Below are 20,341 nucleotides of genomic sequence, written 5' to 3' on the forward strand. Positions count from 1 at the left end.
ATGGATAAACATGTGGATGAACGACCGTTTACGCGCATCGGCGGTCCGCGATGGTTTAAGGTGCGCTGATCGATTAACGCCGCCGGGCAGGGCGGCAGGCAGGGTGAGAAGCATGGCTGGTAGCGTGAATAAGGTAATTCTGGTTGGAAACGTGGGTGCAGACCCCGAAATCCGCCGTACTCAGGATGGCCGGCCGATCGCCAATCTTCGTATCGCGACCTCGGAGACCTGGCGCGACCGAAATTCCGGCGAGCGCCGTGAAAAGACCGAATGGCACACTGTCGTCGTCTTCAACGAAGGCCTCTGCAAGGTCGTCGAGCAATATGTGAAGAAGGGCGCCAAGCTCTATATCGAAGGCCAGCTGCAGACCCGCAAATGGCAGGACCAGCAGGGCCAGGACCGCTACTCCACCGAAGTGGTGCTGCAGGGCTTCAGCTCGACGCTGACGATGCTCGATGGCCGCGGCGATGGCGGCGGCGCAAGCTCCGGCTTCGGCGGCGGTCGTGGCGGCAGCAGCAACAATGATTATGGCGACGATTACGGCGCCCCGGCTCCGTCTTCATCGCCGAGCCGCGGCGGTGGCGGCGGCGGAAACTTCTCGCGCGATCTCGACGACGACATCCCGTTCTGATCGACCGCTTTTCCTCGCTTGGAAAAGAGTTGAGAGCATGATGCCTTGATGGCGTCATGCTCTTTTTCTTTGGAATTCGCCGTTCAGTGTGGCGTCGCGCTGATCAGGTTGAGTGCGGCTTTCGCGCCGTCGACGACGAATTGCACCGCCAGCGCCGCGAGGATGACGCCGAGGAGCCGTGTCAGGATCGCCCGGCCGGTGACGCCGAGGAAGCGGTCGAGCCTGTCGGCGATCAGCAGCATCAGCAGCGTCAGCAACAGATTGGCGGCAATGACGGCGATGAGTTGGGCTTTTCCGACGGAGGTCGCCAGCGTGCCGGCAAGCAGGATTGTCGCCGAGATCGCGCCGGGGCCTGCGATCAGCGGCAAGGCGAGGGGGAAGACGGCGATATTTTCGATGTGATCCTTGGTGACGGCAGCCTCGGAAGCCTTCTCCTTGCGCTCCTGCCGCCGCTCGAACACCATTTCGAAGGCGATCCAGAAGAGCAGCAGCCCGCCGGCGATGCGGAAGGCGCCGATCGAGATGCCGAGAACGCCGAGCACGCTGGCGCCGAACAGGGCGAAGACGGCGAGGATGATGAAGGCGATGGTCGAGCCGCGCAGCGCCACCTGCGTGCGCTCGGTCCGGCTCATGCCCGCCGTCAGCCCCAGGAAGATCGGGGCGAGCCCGGGCGGATCGATGGTGACGAGCAGCGTCGTGAAGGCGTTGATCAATTGGTCGGCGCTTGCCATCGTCTCTCCGGAAGCCCATATGGTGCCATGGTTTTTATGATTGTGAAGCGGGGATTCCGATTTGGCAAATATCCCGCGGCCGCCCGCGGCGGATTTGTCCGCTCAGGCCGCGCATCTTGCATGTTTTACCGTCTTTAAGCCGCAAAAGCCTGTTCAAAACGCCCTGTGAAATTGGCGCGGGAACGGGCTTTCCGCTATAAATCTTCAAGTGATTCTAGAAGAGATCGTGATCTGTTTTGACTGAGCAAACACCCCCCGGCGGCGGGAAGCTCCCGCCAGGCATCGAGCCCATCTCCATCATGGAGGAAATGCAGCGGTCGTATCTCGATTACGCCATGAGCGTCATCGTCAGCCGCGCGCTGCCCGACGTGCGCGACGGCCTGAAGCCCGTGCACCGGCGCATCCTCTACGGCATGTCCGAGCTCGGCATCGACTGGAACAAGAAATACGTCAAATGCGCCCGCGTCACCGGTGACGTGATGGGTAAATACCACCCGCACGGCAATACCGCGATCTATGATGCGCTGGCCCGCATGGCCCAGCCCTGGTCGCTGCGTCTGCCGCTGATCGATGGCCAGGGCAATTTCGGCTCGGTCGACGGCGATCCGCCGGCGGCCGAACGTTACACCGAATGCCGCCTGGAAAAGGCCGCCCATTCGCTGCTCGACGATCTCGACAAGGAAACCGTCGATTTCCGCGACAACTATGACGGCACGCTGTCCGAGCCGGTCGTGGTGCCCGCCAAGTTCCCGAACCTGCTCGTCAACGGCGCCGGCGGCATCGCCGTCGGCATGGCGACCAACATTCCGCCGCACAATCTTTCCGAAGTCATCGACGGCTGCATCGCGCTGATCAACGATCCGGCCATCGAGCTGCCGGAACTGATGCAGATCATTCCCGGCCCCGACTTCCCGACGGGTGCCAAGATCCTCGGCCGTGCCGGCATTCGCTCGGCCTACGAGACCGGTCGTGGCTCGGTCATCATGCGCGGCGTCGCCGCCATCGAGCCGATGCGCGGCGACCGCGAGCAGATCATCATCACCGAGATTCCCTACCAGGTGAACAAGGCGACGATGATCGAAAAGATGGCCGAGCTGGTGCGCGACAAGCGCATCGAGGGCATCTCCGACCTGCGCGACGAATCCGACCGCCAGGGTTACCGCGTCGTCGTCGAGCTGAAGCGCGACGCCAATGCCGAGGTCATCCTCAACCAGCTCTATCGCTATACGCCGCTGCAGACCTCCTTCGGCTGCAACATGGTAGCGCTGAACGGCGGCAAGCCCGAACAGTTGGCGCTGCTCGACATGCTGCGCGCTTTCGTCTCCTTCCGCGAGGAAGTCGTTAGCCGGAGAACGAAATTCCTGCTGCGCAAGGCGCGTGACCGCGCCCATGTGTTGGTCGGTCTTGCGATTGCTGTCGCCAATATCGATGAAGTCATCCGCGTCATCCGCCAGGCGCCCGATCCGCAGTCGGCCCGCGAAGAGCTGATGACCCGCCGCTGGCCGGCTGAAGATGTCGAGAGCCTGATCCGTCTGATCGACGATCCGCGCCACCGCATCAACGAGGATCTGACCTACAATCTCTCCGAAGAGCAGGCGCGCGCCATCCTCGAACTGCGTCTTGCCCGCCTGACGGCGCTTGGCCGCGACGAAATCGGCGACGAACTCAACAAAATCGGCGAAGAGATCAAGGATTACCTCGATATTCTCTCCTCGCGCATCCGCATCCAGACGATCGTCAAGGATGAACTCATTGCCGTTCGCGACGAATTCGGCACGCCGCGCCGCACCGAGATCGTCGATGGCGGCCTCGAAATGGACGACGAAGATCTGATCGCCCGCGAGGACATGGTCGTCACCGTCTCGCATCTCGGCTATATCAAGCGCGTGCCGTTGACCACCTACCGCGCCCAGCGCCGCGGTGGCAAGGGTCGCTCCGGCATGACCACCCGCGACGAGGATTTCGTTAGCCGGCTATTTGTGGTCAACACCCATACCCCGGTTCTGTTCTTCTCCTCGCGTGGCATCGTCTACAAGGAGAAGGTCTGGCGCTTGCCGATCGGCACGCCGACCTCGCGCGGCAAGGCGTTGATCAACATGCTGCCGCTCGAACCCGGCGAACGCATCACCACCATCCTGCCCTTGCCTGAGGACGAGGCGAGCTGGGACAATCTCGACGTCATGTTCTCGACCACGCGCGGCACGGTTCGCCGCAACAAGCTGTCGGACTTCGTTCAGGTCAACCGCAACGGCAAGATCGCCATGAAACTCGAGGAGGAGGGCGACGAAATCCTCTCCGTCGAGACCTGCACCGATCAGGACGACGTTCTCCTGACCACGGCGCTCGGCCAGTGCATCCGCTTCTCGGTCGACGACGTGCGCGTCTTTGCCGGCCGCAACTCGATCGGCGTGCGCGGCATCAATCTCGGCGAAGGCGACCGCATCATCTCGATGACGATCGTCGGCCATGTCGATGCCGAGCCGTGGGAGCGCGCCGCCTACCTGAAGCGCTCCGCCGCCGAACGGCGTGCAACGGGCGTTGATGAAGAGGACATCGCTCTGGTCGGTGAAGAAGTCACCGAAGAGGGACAACTCTCCGACGAGCGCTATGAAGTGTTGAGAGCCCGCGAACAATTCGTGCTGACGGTCTCGGAAAAGGGCTTCGGCAAGCGTTCGTCTTCCTACGACTTCCGCATCTCCGGCCGTGGCGGCAAGGGTATCCGCGCCACCGACACGTCGAAAACAGGCGAGATCGGCGAACTGGTTGCGGCCTTCCCCGTCGATGACGGCGACCAGATCATGCTGGTTTCCGATGGCGGCCAGCTGATCCGCGTACCGGTCGGCGGTATCCGCATCGCCAGCCGCGCCACCAAGGGCGTCACCATCTTCTCGACGCACAAGGACGAAAAGGTCGTCTCGGTCGAGCGCATCAGTGAACCGGAGGACGACGAGGCGGAGGAGGCTGTCGAGGTTGCCGAAGGCGCCGCTGCTGCCGAGGACGGTGCTGCCGGCGAAGCGCCGATTGCCGAGGGTGATCCCGCCGGACCTGCCGAGGAATGATCAGATGAACGGGGCGGCTTCGGGCCGCCCTTTTCTTTTCAGCTCGCGCTTTTGCTTTCAAGCGGGGGATGGTTCAGGCCACGCCAAAGAAAAAGCCGGACGCTGGGTGCATCCGGCTTTGAAAGGCCTTGGGCAGCGGAAGGGGCCGCTCAAGGTGGGGAAGGGTTGGAAAGAGGAAAGTCAGAACGCTCTGTGTTTTTCGTTCAGCGCCTTTACCTCTTCGCCTTCGCGCCGGAGCGCCGAGATCGTCGAGGTTACGGACACGATGAACATGACGCTGATAAGGGCCGTGAGCACTGTCAAGATCGTGAACATGGGCATTCCTTTCCTGGGGAGTTGCGTTCTCGCCCCTCAGTACTGGCCCAGTACGGCCGTCCGGGCCGAAGCATAGGGACCATAAACCTTGGACGTATCGACCTTCTGATCATAGAGAGCGACAGTTGCGGTCAGCATGCCCGTGACCATTACCATCCAGAGCACGTTAATCATCGTAATCTTGCCGGGCATCTTTAGTCCTTCCTGCCGCGATAATCGCATCTATATGTCGGTTGAATGAACGCATCCGTGTTGGAATGGTTCCGTCGGATATTGAGGGGGTGTTTACCAATGCCGATCTGAAGCCTCCTTGAATGTCTCGTTCATCTGGCGTTCAGATTCGAAGCCCGGTTTTCCCCGCGCAGGCGACCTTGGGCGCGCACGATCGCCGCATGTTCGGCAAGTTCCGGCCGCACCCAGCTCACCTCGTAGCGATCGACGAAATAGCCATAAGCCAACTCGGCAACGAAGGAGGAAACGACGGCAAGTGCAACGAGCACGATCAGCATGGATCTGGACTTTCGGGGAGCGCCGGATGCCGGGATGGCATCGGCTGCGTTGATGGTTTGAGTTAAGCAGATCCTGTCTGAAACCGCCTTGAACGGGTCATTCATCCGCCGTTCAACCGTCCGGGGCGATCGGCCAAATCACTTGCGGCAAAGCGGCATCCATGACAAAAGGCGTCAAACCAACGGTCGGGCCAGATGACGACAGCTTTTTATCCGGGGTCTTTCGACCCGATCACCAATGGGCATGTGGATGTTCTGGTCCAGGCGCTGAACGTCGCCGAAAAGGTGATCGTCGCGATCGGCATCCATCCCGGCAAGGCGCCGCTGTTTTCCTTCGAGGAAAGGGCCGAGCTGATCCGCCGCTCTCTGGCTGAAGCGCTGCCCGGCAAGGCCGGCGATATCACGGTCGTCGCCTTCGACAATCTGGTCGTCGATGCCGCCCGCACCCATGGCGCCACGCTTTTGATCCGCGGTCTTCGCGACGGCACCGATCTTGATTATGAAATGCAGATGGCCGGCATGAACAGGACGATGGCGCCTGATATCCAGACCATCTTTTTGCCGGCGGGCACGGCCTCTCGGCCCATTACCGCCACATTGGTCCGCCAGATCGCCGCCATGGGCGGCGATGTCAGCGCCTTCGTGCCGGCCGCCGTCCTAGAAGCCCTCACAGCCAAGCGCCAAAATTAACAACTACAAAGACTTGCAGGCACAAGACCGGCAAGCGCAAAGACCAGGCGGAACCCGCCGTTATGGAGCCCATATGAAACTCTTTTATCTCGCATTTGCCGGCGTGTTGTATCTCGCCTCCTTCGCAGGCGATGCCTTCGCCCAGTCTGCCGATCATTACCTCACCATCCAGCTGAAGAACGGCCCCGTCGTCATCCAGCTCATGCCTGATGTTGCGCCGAAGCATGTCGCCCAGATCGAGGCGCTGGCCAAGAAGGGCGAATACGACAACGTCGCCTTCCATCGCGTCATCGAGGGTTTCATGGCTCAGACCGGCGACGTCAAATATGGCAACATGGAAAAGAACTTTGATGCGAGCCTGGCCGGCACCGGCGGCTCCGACCTTCCGGACCTTCCGGCTGAATTCTCCAAGACCCCATTCGTGCGTGGCACGGTCGGCATGGCCCGTTCGCAGGATCCGAATTCCGCCAACTCGCAGTTCTTCATCATGTTCGCCGACGGCTCCTTCCTGAACGGCCAGTACACCGTCGTCGGTAAGGTCGTGTCCGGCATGGAGAATGTCGACAAGATCAAGCGCGGCGAAGGCCAGAACGGCGAAGTCAAAAGTCCCGACCGGATGATCAAGGTCACCCTGGGCAAGAAGTAAGTTACGAGACAAACAAGAGGAGAAGACAATGGCCGAGATCAAGGATCCCGAAAACACCATCATTCTGGAAACCACCAAGGGCAAGGTTGTCATTCAGCTTCTGCCGCAGGTCGCCCCCGAACATGTCGCCCGCATCAAGGAACTCGCCCGCGAGAAGGCCTATGACGGCGTCGTTTTCCACCGCGTCATCCAGGATTTCATGGCCCAGACGGGCGATGTCGAATATGGCAAGAAGGGTTCGGAAACCTTCAATCCCGGCCGGGCCGGCATGGGCGGCTCCTCCAAGCCGGATCTGAAGGCTGAATTCTCCGCGACGACGCATACGCGCGGCACCTGCTCGATGGCCCGTTCGCAGAACCCGAACTCCGCCAATTCGCAGTTCTTCATCTGCTTCACCGACGCGCCCTGGCTGAACAAGCAATATTCCGTCTGGGGCCAGGTCATCGAAGGCATGGAAAACGTCGACAAGATCAAGCGCGGCGAGCCGGTTTCCGATCCGGACTCGATCGTCTCGATGCGGGTTGCCGCCGACGTCTGATTGTGATTTCTGCTGAAACCCGCCCTTGCGTCACTGCGCGAGGGCGGGTTTCGCTTTGAAAGTGCCCCAATGCGCGTAGACCTTTTCGATTTCGATCTGCCCGATGAACGCATCGCCTTGCGGCCCGCCGAGCCGCGCGACAGTGCGCGCCTGCTCGTTGTCGATCCCAATGCGGCTAACCTGCTCTCCGATCATCGTGTCGGCGATCTCGCCTCCTTTCTGCGGGCGGGCGATGCGCTTGTTTTCAACGATACCAAGGTCATTCCAGCCCAGCTCGAGGGCATCCGCCACCGCGACGGCGCCGGCGGCCAGCAGGTCTCGGCGACGCTGCATATGCGCATCGGCCCCAGCCGCTGGAAGGCCTTTGCCAAGCCTGGCAAACGCATCAAACAGGGCGACCGCATTTCCTTCGGCCATTCCGGCGAAAGCTGCTATCTCGGCGCGCTCGATGCCATAGTCGAGGAAAAAGGCGAGGCCGGCGAGGTGACGCTGCTCTTCGATCTTTCCGGCCCGGCGCTCGACGAGGCGATCGCCGCGGTCGGCCATATTCCGCTGCCGCCCTATATTGCCGCCAAGCGCCCGGAAGACGAGCGCGACCGCGCGGATTACCAGACGATCTATGCCCGGGAGGAGGGCGCCGTCGCCGCGCCCACCGCCGGCCTGCATTTCACCCCTGCGCTGTTCGAGGCGCTCGACAAGGCCGGCATCGAACGCCATTTCGTCACACTGCATGTCGGTGCCGGCACCTTCCTGCCTGTCAAGGCCGACGATACCGACGATCACAAGATGCATCTGGAAAGCGGCTATGTCAGCGCCGAAATCGCCGCCCGGCTGAATGCCGTCAAGGCAAGGGGCGGGCGCATCGTCTGTGTCGGCACCACTTCGCTGCGGCTGATCGAGAGTGCAACGGCGGAAAGCGGCGAGATCAAGCCCTGGGCCGGCGCCACCGGCATCTTCATCACACCCGGCTACCGCTTCAAGGCGGTCGACATTCTGATGACCAATTTCCATCTGCCGCGCTCGACGCTGTTCATGCTGGTCTCGGCCTTTTCGGGCTTCGAGGCCATGCATGCGGCCTATAAACACGCCATTTCCACAGGCTACCGCTTCTACTCCTACGGCGACGCGAGCCTTCTTTTCCGGAAAGACAAATGACAGAGAACTTCCAATTTACGCTTGAAAAGACCGACGCCGGCGCCCGCCTCGGCAAAATCTCCATGCCGCGCGGCGAAATCCGCACGCCGGCCTTCATGCCGGTCGGCACTGTCGGCACCGTCAAGGCCATGTATCTCGACCAGGTGCGCGAAACCGGTGCCGACATCATCCTCGGCAATACCTATCACCTGATGCTGCGCCCGACGGCCGAGCGCGTCGCCCGCCTCGGCGGCCTGCACAAGCTGATCCGCTGGGAGCACCCGATCCTGACGGATTCCGGCGGTTTCCAGGTCATGTCGCTCTCCGGCCTGCGCAAGCTCGACGAGCAGGGCGTCACCTTCAAGTCGCATGTCGACGGCAGCCTGCATCACATGTCGCCGGAGCGCTCCATCGAAATCCAGGGCCTACTCGGTTCCGACATCCAGATGCAGCTTGATGAATGCGTGGCGCTGCCGGCCGAGCCGCGGGAGATCGAGCGCGCCATGGAAATGTCGCTGCGCTGGGCCGAGCGCTGCCGGGTCGCCTTCGGCGAGCAGCCGGGAAAGGCGATGTTCGGCATCGTTCAGGGTGGCGATATTCCGGCGCTGCGCGTTCGTTCGGCGCAGGCGCTGAGCGAGCTCGACCTCAAGGGTTATGCCATCGGCGGCCTTGCCGTCGGCGAGCCGCAGGATGTCATGCTGCAGATGCTGGACACGACTCTGCCGGTGCTGCCCGGGCAAAAGCCGCGTTACCTCATGGGCGTCGGCACGCCGGATGATATCCTGAAATCGGTCGCCCGCGGCATCGATATGTTCGACTGCGTCATGCCGACCCGTTCCGGCCGCCACGGCCTGGCCTTTACCCGCCGCGGCAAGGTCAATATCCGCAATGCCCGCCATGCCGAGGATATGCGCCCGCTCGACGAGCAGTCGAACTGCCCGGCCTCGCGCGATTATTCACGCGCCTATCTGCACCATCTCGTCCGCTCCAACGAGGCGCTCGGCGGCATGCTGCTCTCCTGGAACAATCTCGCCTATTACCAGGAACTGATGCAGGGCATCCGCAAGGCGATCGCCGAAGGCCGCTTCGCCGATTTCATGGCGGAAACACAGGAGGAATGGGCGAGGGGCGATCTGCAGCCGGTGTAAAAGGCTAAAGCGCGTCGCGATCTTTCAGATTCGCTCTTCGCGCTTTAGGTCTTTGTTTTCCGCATGTCGTTGCCGCAAAACCGCTGCACACTTTTGCGCGACATGCTCTAATTCGCTCCCGCGTTGCCGACCGCTGGGACCACAGACACCCGAATTGGCGCAACCATCTTTCGGAGCTTTTTGCGCACAGGTTCGTCGAAGCGAATGGCGACGATGCCAGCCGCAATGAAAATCGCGATCACGACGGCCATGCCGGCTGCCGGGGAGGCCGGAAGATCAAAGCCCATCTGCCGCAGTGTCTGCAGCGCACTGAAGATCGGCGCATGGAGAATATAAATCGGATAGGAAAGTCTGCCGAGCCAACGGAAGAGCAGCTCGACCAGCCCGGTCTGCCTTGTGTGCATCCCCAGCCAGACGATGGCCGGAAAAACCACGAGGCATATAAAGAAATCAAAATACGGGAAACCGAAGAAAATGCGGGCCGAAATGCCTGCGATGGAGATCAGGCATCCACATAGGAGAAGGCCGATCCTATTCCCGTTATTGGCTGTCGTCGGCTTCTGGATGTCATATAGCCTGTAAAGGCAGATCCCCAGCGTGAATGAGAACAGCACTCTTGAAAAGCCAAAGATGAAGTAGCTCGGCTGGTGACCGATGTCGAGGTTGCCTCCGGCCAATGCCCCATACATGGTCATGCCCGCAGTCCCCAAGGCGATGGCGAGCAGGCTTCTGAGTGATAGTCGTATCAGAAGAACGGAGAACAGCATCCCCGCCCAAAGCTCGAAGAAGAGCGACCAGGTCGGTCCGTTGAGAGGAAAGAGACTTTCCAAATTTGTGCTTGGAATGAACAGGATCGCCTTTAGCACAAGCCCTGCCAGCGTGGAGTAGTCCAAGCCGTTTTGAAGTGCAAAGCTGAAAACGCCGATCGGAAGCGAAAGAAGATAAAGAGGATAAAGCCGAATGATACGCTGCAACAGAAATCCGGCAGGCGAAATCTGTCCCGTTATCAGTGGCTTTTCGTATGAATGTGCAAGAACGACGCCGCTCAGCAGAAAGAAGAGGTCAACGGCGAGGTAGCTGATATTCGCCGGCATCGGACCGAGCGTGCCGCCGGTATGAAGGAACATGACCATGACGGCCGCAATGCCTCGCAAGCCCTCAAGAGCTGTGAAAAATTGCTTGCCAGTGTTCACCGTAACAACCCTCCGTTGGCATTTTGTTACTGCAGGAGGATTTAGAAATCATTAGCACAACGGCACCGTGCACTCTATTGGGTGTCTGGCCGAGAAAGGAAACAGCGCGTCAGATGCCCTTGCTGTCCGCATCCGGCATGATCTGCACGCCGTTGATCCTGTAGCTGCCGTCAGGCTGGCGGGTGAGCTGGTAGATCGCTGTCCAGTCCTTGCCGTCGCGGCCTGAAATCAGCACCTCATGATAGATCAGCGCGCCGTTATCGATCGAGCGGCTGCGGCCGAAGGCGTAGTTGCCGGGGTGATAGACCGGTTCGTAGCTCTTCTTCACCATGGCGAAAAACAGGTTCTTGTCGGGATACATCGCCTTGATGCCGGGAGCGGCGAAGGAATAGGCGGTCTCGGCATCGTCCTTGAGGAAGGCTTTGATCTGCTCCTCGATCATCGTTCGTGTCGTGTCGATCGGATCTTCGGCACGGGCTGCGAGAGGAGAGAGGGCGGACGCGGCACACAGAATGAGAACTGCGAGAAAGGCGCGCATGGATTGATCTCCGGCTCCATCGGGGAGCGAGCCCCGATAGAGCGGAAGTGTAAGCGAATTTCAGCGCAAGGAAAGCGGACTTTACGGCCAGCGGCGGAAGAGGGCGCTGGCATTCACTCCGCCGAAGCCGAAACCGTTGGTGATCGCGTAGTCCATCGCCAGCGGCCGCGCCGTCTTGCCGACAATATCGATGCCGTCGGCGGCGGGATCGGCTTCGTCGAGATTGCGGGTCGGCGGCGCGATCTGGTCGCGCAGCGCAAGGATGGTGAAGATCGCCTCGAGCCCGCCGGCCGCTCCGAGCAGATGGCCGGTCGCCGATTTCGTGGCGCTGACGGCAATGTCGCCATCGCGGCCGAAGATCGTGGCGATTGCCGCGATCTCGCCTTTGTCGCCGACCGGCGTCGAGGTGGCGTGTGCGTTGAGGTGCTTGACCTCGGATGCCGGGATCTCAGCCTGCCGGAGCGCTGCTGCCATCGCCCGGCGGGCGCCGTCGCCGTCTTCGGGACCCGACGTCATGTGGTAGGCGTCCGCCGCCGTGCCGTAGCCGACGAGTTCGGCAAGCGGCGTCGCCCCGCGGGCCAGCGCATGCTCCAGCCTTTCGATGACCAGAATGCCGGCGCCTTCACCCATGACGAAGCCGTCGCGCGCCGTGTCGAAGGGTCTGGAGGCAAGATCCGGCGTCTCGTTGAAACCGGTGGAAAGAGCTCGCGCAGCGGCAAAGCCGCCGAGGCTCACCTTGTCGATGCAGGCCTCGGCGCCGCCGCAGATCGCCACATCGGCTTCGCCGGAGCGGATCAGCCGCGCCGCATCGCCGATTGCCTGGACGCTTGCCGCACAGGCCGTTACCGGCGCGCCGAGCGGCCCCTTGAAGCCGTAGCGGATGCTGACCTGGCCGGCAGCGAGGTTGACGAGGAAGGACGGCACGGTAAAGGGCGACAGCCGCCGCACGCCGCGTGCCTCGCCGATGCGCACCGCTTCGGCGATGGCGGGAAAGCCGCCGACCCCTGAGGCGATGATCGTCGCGGTGCGCTCTCGCGCCGCTTCGTCGGTCGGCATCCAGCCGGCCTGTTTCACCGCTTCCTCCGTCGCCGCCATGGCGAACTGGATGAAGCGGTCCATCTTCTTCTGGTCCTTGGGCGAGATGTAACGGTCGGGATCGAAACCTGCCTGGTCGTCCTCGGCGATGCCGGGAACGACACCGCCGACCTTGGCCGAGAGTTCACCGACGACATCGTCGGTCAGCACTCTGAGACCCGAGGCGCCGTCGAGGAGGCGTTTCCAGGCCGGCTCGACGCCGGTGCCGAGTGGGCAGACAAGTCCCATGCCTGTGACGACGATGCGATCCATTCTATTCTCCTTCTAGGCGTCGATGCCGAGATACCAGGCGCGCATACGGGCGATCCGCGCGTGCACCTCGTCGTCGGCTGCGGGGCCCGCAAGCAGGCGGGTGTTTTCGGGTGTCACTTCCTCGCCGGTCCGTGCGTCCACGAGCATCGTTTCGCGCGCTTTGCCTGCGGCATCGCCGAGCAGAAAGGCGAGGTCTTCTTCCGGAATATGACGGCTTCCCCAAGAAAACAGCGTCATCAGCACCGGAAAGAAATCGCGGCCCTTGTCCGTCAGCACATATTCGTAGCGGGCAGGGCGCTGATGGTAGAGCCGCCGTTCGAACAGCCCCTGATCCGTCAGATGTTTCAACCGCCGCGTCAGGATGTTCGGCGCCACGCCAAGGCTCTTCTGAAAATCGTCGAAGCGCGACAGCCCTTGAAAGGCGTCGCGCAGGATCAGGATGCTCCACCAATCGCCGACGCTGTCGAGCGCACGCGCCGCCGGGCATTTGAATTGACTGAAGCTTGTCCGTTGCATGGCCAATGTCACTATATCAGTGACTATCATCATGCAAGTTACTATCGAGCGCTGCCTTCGAAAAACCGGGCGAGCAGCACGCCGGCGACGAGCATGCCGGCCGCCACGAAGATCGTATCACCCGGCGTTCCGATATAGAGCGGACCGATATTGGCAAAGAGCAGGAAGGCGATCAGGAAATTCACCCAGCCCCAGACGACATTCGCCATGGGCGAACCGAGTCTGCCCTGTTGCGCCAAGGGGATGCGGAAAGCCCGGCCGCTGACGCCGTTGACGAAATGCGGGATGCCGTTGGTCAGAAAGGCGGCGGCGATGAAATGAGCGATATAGGCGATCCAGGGCAAAGGCTTCTCCGCTGATGCGAGTGGCGTCAACGGAGAATCTGGCAGGGATTCCCGCTCCGGCAAGAGGACATTGATCAAGCAATTGCCGGGGAAACATCAGCCGCCCCTGAAGAGGGCGTGCCTGGCCGAGTCAGATCAGCACGATATCTTTGAAGTGAAGCGCCGGAGAATTGTCGAGATCGGCGACATGGATCGCTGTGCCCGCCGCGCTTCCATCCGCGTCAAAGGCTAGAATGCCGCTGGCCCGATCGTAGATCAGCCTATCATCGGCCTGGAGCGCTTTCGTTCCGACAACGAAATTCGCATCCGAAAATCCGGACAGGCTGAGTTCGACGAAAATCGCATGGTCGAGCAACAGCTTGTCGCCCGCGGCCGAGGAAAAATCCTGGATCTTGTCGACGCCCACATCGCCGAGACGGGTTTGTCCGTTGGGGTCGGAAGCGGAGTTGGGAGCGTGATCGGGAGCCGTGTCGAGGCCGAGATCGTCGAGAGCCTTAACGACGTCTCCGGCGTTGGAATAATTTCCGTCTGTGTGGTCGATATGCGTATCAATGCCAAAGGAGCGGATAATATCGTTTATGCAAACGGCTTGAGGCATATGTTTTTCTCCCGGTTTACAAGGGAATTGGTGATGGGAATGGATACCCATTTGCTATAACCAATTCGATTTAATACACGGGGAGGGCCGTGCAGTTCTGCTCCGTTGACCATGCTATGTTGTTGCCAATGTGGCCCATTTCGGGCGATATTTATTATGTAATCTATGCTTGCATTTTTGTGTGATGGCGACGGCGGCGATGACGCTGCTTCCTCGAGAATCGAGAGAATATTCTCGGTGAAGCTGACGGCAGCGGGGAGGTTGATCAGACGCTATCGCGGCGAAGATCAGAGCCATGGCAGGAGCGCTCAATGCCGTATTGTTGTCCGCGCCCGGGCGGGCGCTTATGGTTAATTTATTAATAATTCAGGATTTATAAATGGAACGAAGCGGCCTTTCCGAATGTTGATGGTGCGCCGCGGAGGAAACCCGATGATCCTGAAAATCCTTGCCCCGAAGATCGACGCCGATTGCCATGATACCGGCACCTATCCCGATGGGATCTTTGCCGAAAACCGGATCGACCTTTCCAGCCGCCACGACGGCCGTCGCCGCTCGCCGCATGAGCGCGACTACGGCGCCGACAGAAAACTGGACAAACTGCCGCTTGGCTTCGCCTGAAGGTTCTCGCTTCCCCTCCGCCTGACGCGGGCCGCCTGCGCTGAAATGGCGTTGCCGTGGAACTCCTGATCCCGATTGCCGTTGATCCGGCATGAACACAGGAGGTTACCATGCAGTTGATCGATACTCGGGTGACGCAGGCCGGCGACTTCTTCACCGTCGAATTCCTGGGCGAGGGAGGCGAGTCGGTTTCCGTCAAAATCGATAATTCCCATGGCGAGCTCGACAGCTCGACGGCGCTCGACCACGCCAGGGTGATGATGGTTCAGCTGACCGCCTTTTCCGGCCGTGAAGCAGACGGCAGCATCAACCGTTACGATGCCTTGAGCAACAGCAATTTCGACGAAGGCAGCAAGGGTTTGATCGGCCAGCCGAGCGCACGCTCAAGCCATGACAGCCAAACGCTGGAGGAGGAACTCAACGAAGGTCTCGAGGACTCGTTTCCAGCAAGCGACCCTGTCTCGGCAACGGTGTCGTCCATTCCCGCCAACGCGCCGAGGCACTGATCGCCATATAATCGTGAAGACTGGCCGGCCCCATTTCGGCGGCTGGCCTTCGCCTATGTGACAAATCGATGTCGATAATGAGAAACAGCTGAAAACCGCGGATGTCTGATTGACATGGGAGCCTTCTAGAGAGGGCCCGAGAAGGGAGCGTCCATGACGCGCTTCCAGGTCTCGGAGACGCGCCCTCATGAAAATCATTCAGATTACCGACACGCATTTCAGCCCGAACAAGCCGCATTTCAACGGCAACTGGGCGCCGCTTCTGACCTGGATCGAAGCGACTGGCGCCGACCTGATCGTCCACACAGGCGATCTCACCGTCGATGGCGCCGACAAGGCCGAGGATATCACCTTCTCGATGGATCTGATGCGCCAGGTGTCGATCCCGATGCTGATCGTTCCCGGCAATCACGATGTCGGTCATTTCAGGGAAACCGACCAGCCCGTCAACGCCGAGCGGCTGGCCCGCTGGCGCAGCCTTGCCGGTGACGATCGCTGGCTGGAGGATGCGGCCGGCTGGCGTTTCATCGGATTGAACTCGCTGCTTCTCGGCCATGAGGATGACGAGGAAGAGGCCCAGTTCGAATGGCTCGCCAAGGCGCTCGAAGACCGGGCAGGGCGGCGCGTGGCACTCTTTGCGCATAAACCTCTGTTCGTCGATGCAGCCGATGAAGGCGATACCGGCTATTGGAGCGTTCGCCCGGCCCAGCGCCGGCGGCTTTATGATCTGATATCGGCCCATGACGTGGCGCTGTTTGCCAGCGGTCATCTCCATTGGGCCTGGCAGGGTCGTTTCGACAATACCCAGCTGACCTGGGGGCCTTCGGCTGCCTTCGTCATCGACAAGATGGAACGCGAGATGCCGGGCGAGCGCCTGATCGGCGCCGTCGTTCATGAATTCGATACATCGGTCGAAAGCGAGATCGTCGCCGTTCCCGGCATGACCGCTTACGTGCTCGACGATGTGGTGCACGAGGTCTATCCCCAGGCGGTCAAACCGCGGGAGCCTGCCGAATGAGCGCGCTTTCGCTTCGCGGCATCACCAAGGCCTTCGGCGGCAACCAAATCCTCGATGGCGTCAGCCTCGACGTCGAGGCCGGCGAATTCATCGCGCTGGTCGGCCCCTCCGGCTGCGGCAAGAGCACGCTGCTGCGTGTGCTTGCCGGCCTCGACCATGCCGACCGCGGCGAAATCCTGATTAGCGGGCAAGATATGTCCGGTGTGGCGGCCGCCGACCGCAACATCGCCATGGTCTTTCAGTCCTACGCGCTTTATCCGCACCTGACGGCCTCTGAGAATATCGCCGTGCCGCTGGCGATGCGCCGGCTTTCAAGGATGCAGCGGCTGCCTTTTCTGGGGTCGTTGATGCCGGGCCAGCGCGCCACCCGCGCGGCGATCGCCCGCGACGTCAGGGAGATGGCGACATCGCTCAAGATCGACCACCTGCTCGACCGCAAGCCCGGCCAGATGTCGGGCGGCCAGCGTCAGCGCGTGGCGCTCGCCCGCGCCATGGTTCGCCAGCCGAGCATCTTCCTGATGGACGAGCCGCTGTCCAATCTCGACGCCAACCTGCGCGTCCATGCCCGTGGCGAGATCGTCGACCTGCATCGGCGCGCCGGCGTGCCGACGCTCTATGTCACCCATGACCAGGCGGAAGCGCTGTCGATGGCCGACCGCGTCGCCGTCATGCTGGGCGGCCGATTGCTGCAGATCGCAAGCCCCGAGGTCATCTATGACGATCCCGCTCATATCGAGGTCGCCCGCTTCATCGGCCAGCCGCGCATTAACCTGCTGCCGGCCGAAGCCAATGGCGGAACCATTGCATTCGGCGGCTTGCGCCTGACACTGGAAAATGCCCCCGGCAGGAAGATGCCGGTGACGCTCGCCGTCCGCCCCGAATTCGTCTTTCTCTCCAAGAACCGGCACGACGGCCTTGCCGCCCATATCGAACGCACCGAGTTCCTCGGGTCCGAGGTCATTCTTCATTGCCGGCTCGATGCAGTCGGCGAGACCGTCGTCGCCAAGGTTCAGCCGTCGGAAGCCGCAGGCCTTGCGGCCGGCGATCCGGTCGGGCTGCGACTGTCGCCCGGCCGCACGCTGATTTTTGCCGAGGACGGCAGCCGGCTGGCCGGCTTCGTCGCCGGGCCGGCCGATCACGCTGGCGGCGAGGCAGAGCGGGAGAGGGCGCATGGCTAGCGTCGCCTCCCTGGCCATCCTTGACAATTCCGCCATTGCCCATCGGCGCGGTGAGGCCCGCATCGCCTGGATGCTGGTGCTGCCGGCGATGATCCTGCTTTTTCTCTTCGTGCTGTTGCCGGTCGCAGCTGTCGTCGTGCTCGGTTTCACCGATTTCGAACTCGGCTACGGCAAGTTCCGTTTCGTCGGCTTCGAGAATTACGCGCATCTGATCACCGACCGTACCTTCCGCAAGTCGCTGTGGAACACGACGGTCTATACGGCGATCGTCGCGCCGGTTTCGATCCTGCTCGGCCTCGGCATCGCCATGCTGATCGAGAGCGAGACGGCTGCGCGCAGTGTCTTCCGCACCGCCTATTTCCTGCCGGTCGCCTCGCTGATCGTCGCCATGGCGACGGTGTGGCAATATATGTTCCACCCGACGATCGGCCCGGTCAACGCGCTGCTGGCGCTCGTCGGATTGCCAGGCCCGAACTGGCTCGGCAGCTCCGGCACGGTGCTTTACAGCCTGTCGATCATCGGCGTCTGGCAATCGACCGGCTTCAACATGGTGCTGTTCCTGGCCGGGCTGACGGCGATCCCGCGCGAGCTTTATGCGGCCGCCGAAGTCGATGGCGCCAGATCGTCCCTCGACCGCTTCCTGCTGGTGACCTGGCCGATGCTCGGGCCGACGACGCTCTTCGTCATCACCATCAGCATCACCAATGCGGTCAAGGTCTTCGAGACAGTCAAGATGCTGACGGATGGCGGCCCGAACAAAGGCTCGGAAGTGCTGCTTTTCACCATCTACCAGGAGGGTTTCGTCTATCTGCGTGTCGGTTATGCCTCGGCGATGACGGTGATGTTTCTGCTGATCCTCGTGGTGCTGATGTTCCTGCAGTACCGAATTCTCGACCGCCGGGTGCATTACACATGATGACGAGCGCTTTTTCCCTCGGCAGGCTCATCCGCCTGAGCCTGCTTTCGCTTGGGGCGATCGTTTTCCTGTCGCCCTACATTTTCATGATCTCGGCGGCCGGCAAGACGCAAAGCGACATCTTCACCTCGTCGCTGTCGTTGTTTCCGGCGCATCTCGCCTATATCGAGAATTTCGCCAAGGCCTTGACCCGGGTGCCGATGGGCCGCCTCTTGTGGAACGGCGTCGTCGTCTGCGGGCTGATCTTCTTCTTCCAGGTGCTGGTGGCGATCCCTTGCGCCTACGCCATGGCGAAGCTGCGTTTCGGTGCTGCCCGTGCCTTGATGGTGCTGGTCATGCTCGGCCTGTTGGTGCCGATCCATGCGACGGCGTTGCCGCTTTACGTCGCCTTCGATCGCGCCTCGCTGCTCAACAGCTACGCCGCCCTTGTCGCGCCCTTCACCATTTCGGTCTTCGCGATCTTCATGTTCCTGCAATTCTTTCGCGCCATGCCGGACGATCTCATCCATGCCGCCCGTCTCGACGGCATGTCGGAGCTCGGCATCGTCGCCCGTGTCATCGTGCCGAATGCCTGGCCGGCGGTCACTGCCTTTGCCATCTTCTCGGTCGTTGCCCATTGGAACGATCTCTACTGGCCGCTGATCGTCGTCAGCAAACAGGACTATGCCACGCCGCCGCTCGGGCTGATGTATTTCCGCGCCGCCGAGGCCGGCGACGACTACGGCGCACTGATGGCGGCCACCCTGATCATTACCCTTCCCCTCGTCGCCGCCTTCCTGCTTGCGCAGAAGCGGTTCGTCGAGGGCATCACCATGACCGGTCTCAAAGGCTGACCGGTTTCAACTCAGGAGAACGAGCGATGAAACTTATCACCCAGCTGCTCGCCGCAGCGGCCGTATCGATGGCAGTCGCGCTTCCCGCGCAGGCCGAGACGACGCTGACGGTTCATTACCCGATGCCCGGCTTCTTCAAGGACGTGATGGACACGATCTCGAAGAAGTTCATGGAAGAAAACCCCGACATCAAGATCCAGTTCGCCAGCCCCTCGGCAACCTATGAAGAAGGCATCCAGACGATCCTTCGCCAGGTCGGCACCAGCGAAATGCCCGACATCACCTTCATCGGCCTGAACCGCCTGCGCATGCTCGACGAGCGCGACGTCGCCGTCGACCTCGGCCCGCTCGTCAAGAAGGACGGCAACATGGCCGAGCAGGGCTTCTCCGACACGATCCTGAAGCTCGCCCAGGTCAAGGGCAAGCAGGTGGGTCTCGCTTTCGCCACCTCCAATCCGATCATGTATTACAACGCCGATCTGGTGAAGGCGGCCGGCGGCGATCCCGACAATCCGCCGAAGACATGGGATGAGGTCATCGCGCTCGGCGGTAAGATCAAGGCGCTTGGCAATGGCGTCGACGGCATCGATTTCCGCTGGCAGGGCGACGACTGGATGTTTTCCGCACTGCTCTTCGGCGCCGGCGGCAGGATGCTGAGCGAGGACGAAAGCAAGGTCGCCTTCAACGGTCCGGAAGGCCAGAAGGCTGTCGAGGTCCTGCATCGCCTGGTCGCCGAAGGCGGCATGCCCGTCTTCACCAAGCCCGCCGGCGAACAGGCTTTCGCAGCCGGCAAGGTCGGTTTCGAATTCCAGACGACAGGCGCGCTGCGCAACACCATCAAGAATGTCGGCGGCAAATTCGATCTGCGCACCGCCAAGATCCCGCTAATCGATCCGGTGAACGGCCATCTGCCGACCGGTGGTAACGCCGTCGTCATCCTCACCCATGACGCCGCCAAGCAGGATGCCGCGTGGAAGTTCGCCAAGTTCGCCGCCGGCCCTTACGGCGCTTCCGTCGTCGTGCCGGGCACCGGTTATGTCCCGAACAACGAGCTTGCCGCCAAGTCGGCCGAGTATCTCGGCGATTTCTACAAGCAGAACCCGCTGTTCCAGGCCGGCCTCAGCCAGATGCCGGTGATGACCCCCTGGTATGCCTTCCCGGGCTCGAACGGCGTCAAGGTCACGCAGACGATCGTCGATAACCTCTCGCGCATCGTCGATCAGTCGGCCGAGCCGAAGGAAGCGCTCGACGACGCGGCCGCCGATGTCGAGGGCATGCTGCCGCGCAGCTGATCGCTTTTCCGATAGGAAAGAGCCGGGCCGCCACGCCGAG

General features: G+C 61.5%; 23 protein-coding genes and 1 pseudogene. 14 read left to right on the forward strand and 10 right to left on the reverse strand.

What is annotated here, in order from left to right:
* The first annotated feature begins 112 nt into the window (after positions 1-112).
* Complete coding sequence (locus tag GGD57_RS01005) at positions 113-631, forward strand: single-stranded DNA-binding protein (RefSeq protein ID WP_184466019.1); 519 nt, start codon at positions 113-115, stop codon at positions 629-631.
* 83 nt (positions 632-714) lie between these two features.
* Here GGD57_RS01005 and GGD57_RS01010 read toward each other — a convergent pair whose 3' ends face one another.
* On the reverse strand, positions 715-1,362 hold the full coding sequence (locus GGD57_RS01010; protein ID WP_085737251.1) for a MarC family protein: 648 nt from the start codon (positions 1,360-1,362) through the stop codon (positions 715-717).
* Positions 1,363-1,598: 236 nt separating this feature from the next.
* Here GGD57_RS01010 and gyrA point away from each other — a divergent pair, with 236 nt between their 5' ends.
* Entirely contained in the window at positions 1,599-4,421 is a 2,823-nt protein-coding gene (gene gyrA, locus GGD57_RS01015; protein ID WP_184466021.1) for a DNA gyrase subunit A, read from the forward strand.
* Between the two features lie 180 nt (positions 4,422-4,601).
* Here the strand turns inward: gyrA and GGD57_RS29355 are convergent, their stop codons facing one another.
* The 3 genes from GGD57_RS29355 to GGD57_RS01025 all read right to left on the reverse strand — a co-directional run bounded on the left by GGD57_RS29355 (position 4,602) and on the right by GGD57_RS01025 (position 5,350).
* Positions 4,602-4,736, reverse strand: coding sequence for a hypothetical protein (locus tag GGD57_RS29355; protein ID WP_259671381.1), 135 nt, complete (start codon positions 4,734-4,736; stop codon positions 4,602-4,604).
* Between the two features lie 36 nt (positions 4,737-4,772).
* Positions 4,773-4,928, reverse strand: a complete 156-nt coding sequence (locus tag GGD57_RS01020; RefSeq protein WP_003539654.1) for a hypothetical protein — start codon at positions 4,926-4,928, stop codon at positions 4,773-4,775.
* A 131-nt stretch (positions 4,929-5,059) separates the two neighbouring features.
* Entirely contained in the window at positions 5,060-5,350 is a 291-nt protein-coding gene (locus tag GGD57_RS01025) for a hypothetical protein (RefSeq protein ID WP_184466023.1), read from the reverse strand.
* A 90-nt stretch (positions 5,351-5,440) separates the two neighbouring features.
* Here GGD57_RS01025 and coaD point away from each other — a divergent pair, with 90 nt between their 5' ends.
* The 5 genes from coaD to tgt all read left to right on the forward strand — a co-directional run bounded on the left by coaD (position 5,441) and on the right by tgt (position 9,401).
* Positions 5,441-5,935 carry a pantetheine-phosphate adenylyltransferase gene (gene coaD, locus GGD57_RS01030; RefSeq protein WP_184466025.1) on the forward strand — a complete coding sequence of 165 codons (495 nt, stop codon included), beginning with the start codon at positions 5,441-5,443 and terminating at the stop codon, positions 5,933-5,935.
* 73 nt (positions 5,936-6,008) lie between these two features.
* Positions 6,009-6,581 carry a peptidylprolyl isomerase gene (locus tag GGD57_RS01035; protein ID WP_085737255.1) on the forward strand — a complete coding sequence of 191 codons (573 nt, stop codon included), beginning with the start codon at positions 6,009-6,011 and terminating at the stop codon, positions 6,579-6,581.
* 28 nt (positions 6,582-6,609) lie between these two features.
* A complete protein-coding gene (locus GGD57_RS01040; RefSeq protein WP_085737256.1) occupies positions 6,610-7,119 on the forward strand; it encodes a peptidylprolyl isomerase in 510 nt (169 codons plus the stop codon).
* Positions 7,120-7,188: 69 nt separating this feature from the next.
* Complete coding sequence (queA, locus tag GGD57_RS01045; RefSeq protein ID WP_184466027.1) at positions 7,189-8,274, forward strand: tRNA preQ1(34) S-adenosylmethionine ribosyltransferase-isomerase QueA; 1,086 nt, start codon at positions 7,189-7,191, stop codon at positions 8,272-8,274.
* A complete protein-coding gene (gene tgt, locus GGD57_RS01050) occupies positions 8,271-9,401 on the forward strand; it encodes a tRNA guanosine(34) transglycosylase Tgt (protein ID WP_085737258.1) in 1,131 nt (376 codons plus the stop codon). Before queA ends, tgt begins: the two co-directional genes overlap by 4 nt.
* A 107-nt stretch (positions 9,402-9,508) precedes the next feature.
* On the opposite strand, the gene GGD57_RS01055 is transcribed toward tgt, so the two are convergent.
* From GGD57_RS01055 to GGD57_RS01080, 6 genes and pseudogenes are all read right to left on the reverse strand, one after another.
* The gene (locus GGD57_RS01055; RefSeq protein ID WP_184466029.1) at positions 9,509-10,594 is read right to left on the reverse strand and encodes an acyltransferase family protein; all 1,086 of its coding nucleotides are present in this window, start codon (positions 10,592-10,594) and stop codon (positions 9,509-9,511) included.
* A 109-nt stretch (positions 10,595-10,703) separates the two neighbouring features.
* A complete protein-coding gene (locus GGD57_RS01060) occupies positions 10,704-11,132 on the reverse strand; it encodes a DUF4864 domain-containing protein (RefSeq protein WP_126910686.1) in 429 nt (142 codons plus the stop codon).
* Positions 11,133-11,213: 81 nt separating this feature from the next.
* Complete coding sequence (fabF, locus tag GGD57_RS01065; RefSeq protein ID WP_184466031.1) at positions 11,214-12,479, reverse strand: beta-ketoacyl-ACP synthase II; 1,266 nt, start codon at positions 12,477-12,479, stop codon at positions 11,214-11,216.
* A gap of 12 nt (positions 12,480-12,491) precedes the next feature.
* Positions 12,492-12,995, reverse strand: coding sequence for a winged helix-turn-helix transcriptional regulator (locus GGD57_RS01070; RefSeq protein ID WP_184466033.1), 504 nt, complete (start codon positions 12,993-12,995; stop codon positions 12,492-12,494).
* A gap of 41 nt (positions 12,996-13,036) precedes the next feature.
* Positions 13,037-13,339, reverse strand: a complete 303-nt coding sequence (locus GGD57_RS01075; protein ID WP_184466035.1) for a hypothetical protein — start codon at positions 13,337-13,339, stop codon at positions 13,037-13,039.
* Between the two features lie 130 nt (positions 13,340-13,469).
* Positions 13,470-13,748 (reverse strand): annotated as a pseudogene (locus GGD57_RS01080) (calcium-binding protein); the annotation flags it as partial.
* 621 nt (positions 13,749-14,369) lie between these two features.
* Here GGD57_RS01080 and GGD57_RS01085 point away from each other — a divergent pair.
* The 7 genes from GGD57_RS01085 to GGD57_RS01115 all read left to right on the forward strand — a co-directional run bounded on the left by GGD57_RS01085 (position 14,370) and on the right by GGD57_RS01115 (position 20,301).
* A complete protein-coding gene (locus GGD57_RS01085) occupies positions 14,370-14,558 on the forward strand; it encodes a hypothetical protein (RefSeq protein ID WP_010068214.1) in 189 nt (62 codons plus the stop codon).
* A gap of 110 nt (positions 14,559-14,668) precedes the next feature.
* Positions 14,669-15,064, forward strand: coding sequence for a hypothetical protein (locus GGD57_RS01090; RefSeq protein ID WP_184466037.1), 396 nt, complete (start codon positions 14,669-14,671; stop codon positions 15,062-15,064).
* Positions 15,065-15,251: 187 nt separating this feature from the next.
* Positions 15,252-16,082 (forward strand): metallophosphoesterase family protein, encoded by an 831-nt coding sequence (locus GGD57_RS01095; RefSeq protein WP_184466039.1) that lies wholly within the window; start codon positions 15,252-15,254, stop codon positions 16,080-16,082.
* The gene (locus GGD57_RS01100; protein ID WP_184466041.1) at positions 16,079-17,260 is read left to right on the forward strand and encodes an ABC transporter ATP-binding protein; all 1,182 of its coding nucleotides are present in this window, start codon (positions 16,079-16,081) and stop codon (positions 17,258-17,260) included. The genes GGD57_RS01095 and GGD57_RS01100 overlap by 4 nt, the downstream gene beginning before the upstream one ends.
* Complete coding sequence (locus GGD57_RS01105) at positions 17,253-18,176, forward strand: carbohydrate ABC transporter permease (protein ID WP_184466043.1); 924 nt, start codon at positions 17,253-17,255, stop codon at positions 18,174-18,176. Before GGD57_RS01100 ends, GGD57_RS01105 begins: the two co-directional genes overlap by 8 nt.
* On the forward strand, positions 18,173-19,009 hold the full coding sequence (locus GGD57_RS01110; protein WP_184466045.1) for a carbohydrate ABC transporter permease: 837 nt from the start codon (positions 18,173-18,175) through the stop codon (positions 19,007-19,009). The genes GGD57_RS01105 and GGD57_RS01110 overlap by 4 nt, the downstream gene beginning before the upstream one ends.
* 26 nt (positions 19,010-19,035) lie before the next feature.
* Positions 19,036-20,301 (forward strand): ABC transporter substrate-binding protein, encoded by a 1,266-nt coding sequence (locus GGD57_RS01115; RefSeq protein WP_184466047.1) that lies wholly within the window; start codon positions 19,036-19,038, stop codon positions 20,299-20,301.
* Positions 20,302-20,341: the final 40 nt, after the last annotated feature.

The organism is Rhizobium esperanzae, from assembly GCF_014197615.1.
GTDB lineage: Bacteria > Pseudomonadota > Alphaproteobacteria > Rhizobiales > Rhizobiaceae > Rhizobium > Rhizobium esperanzae_A.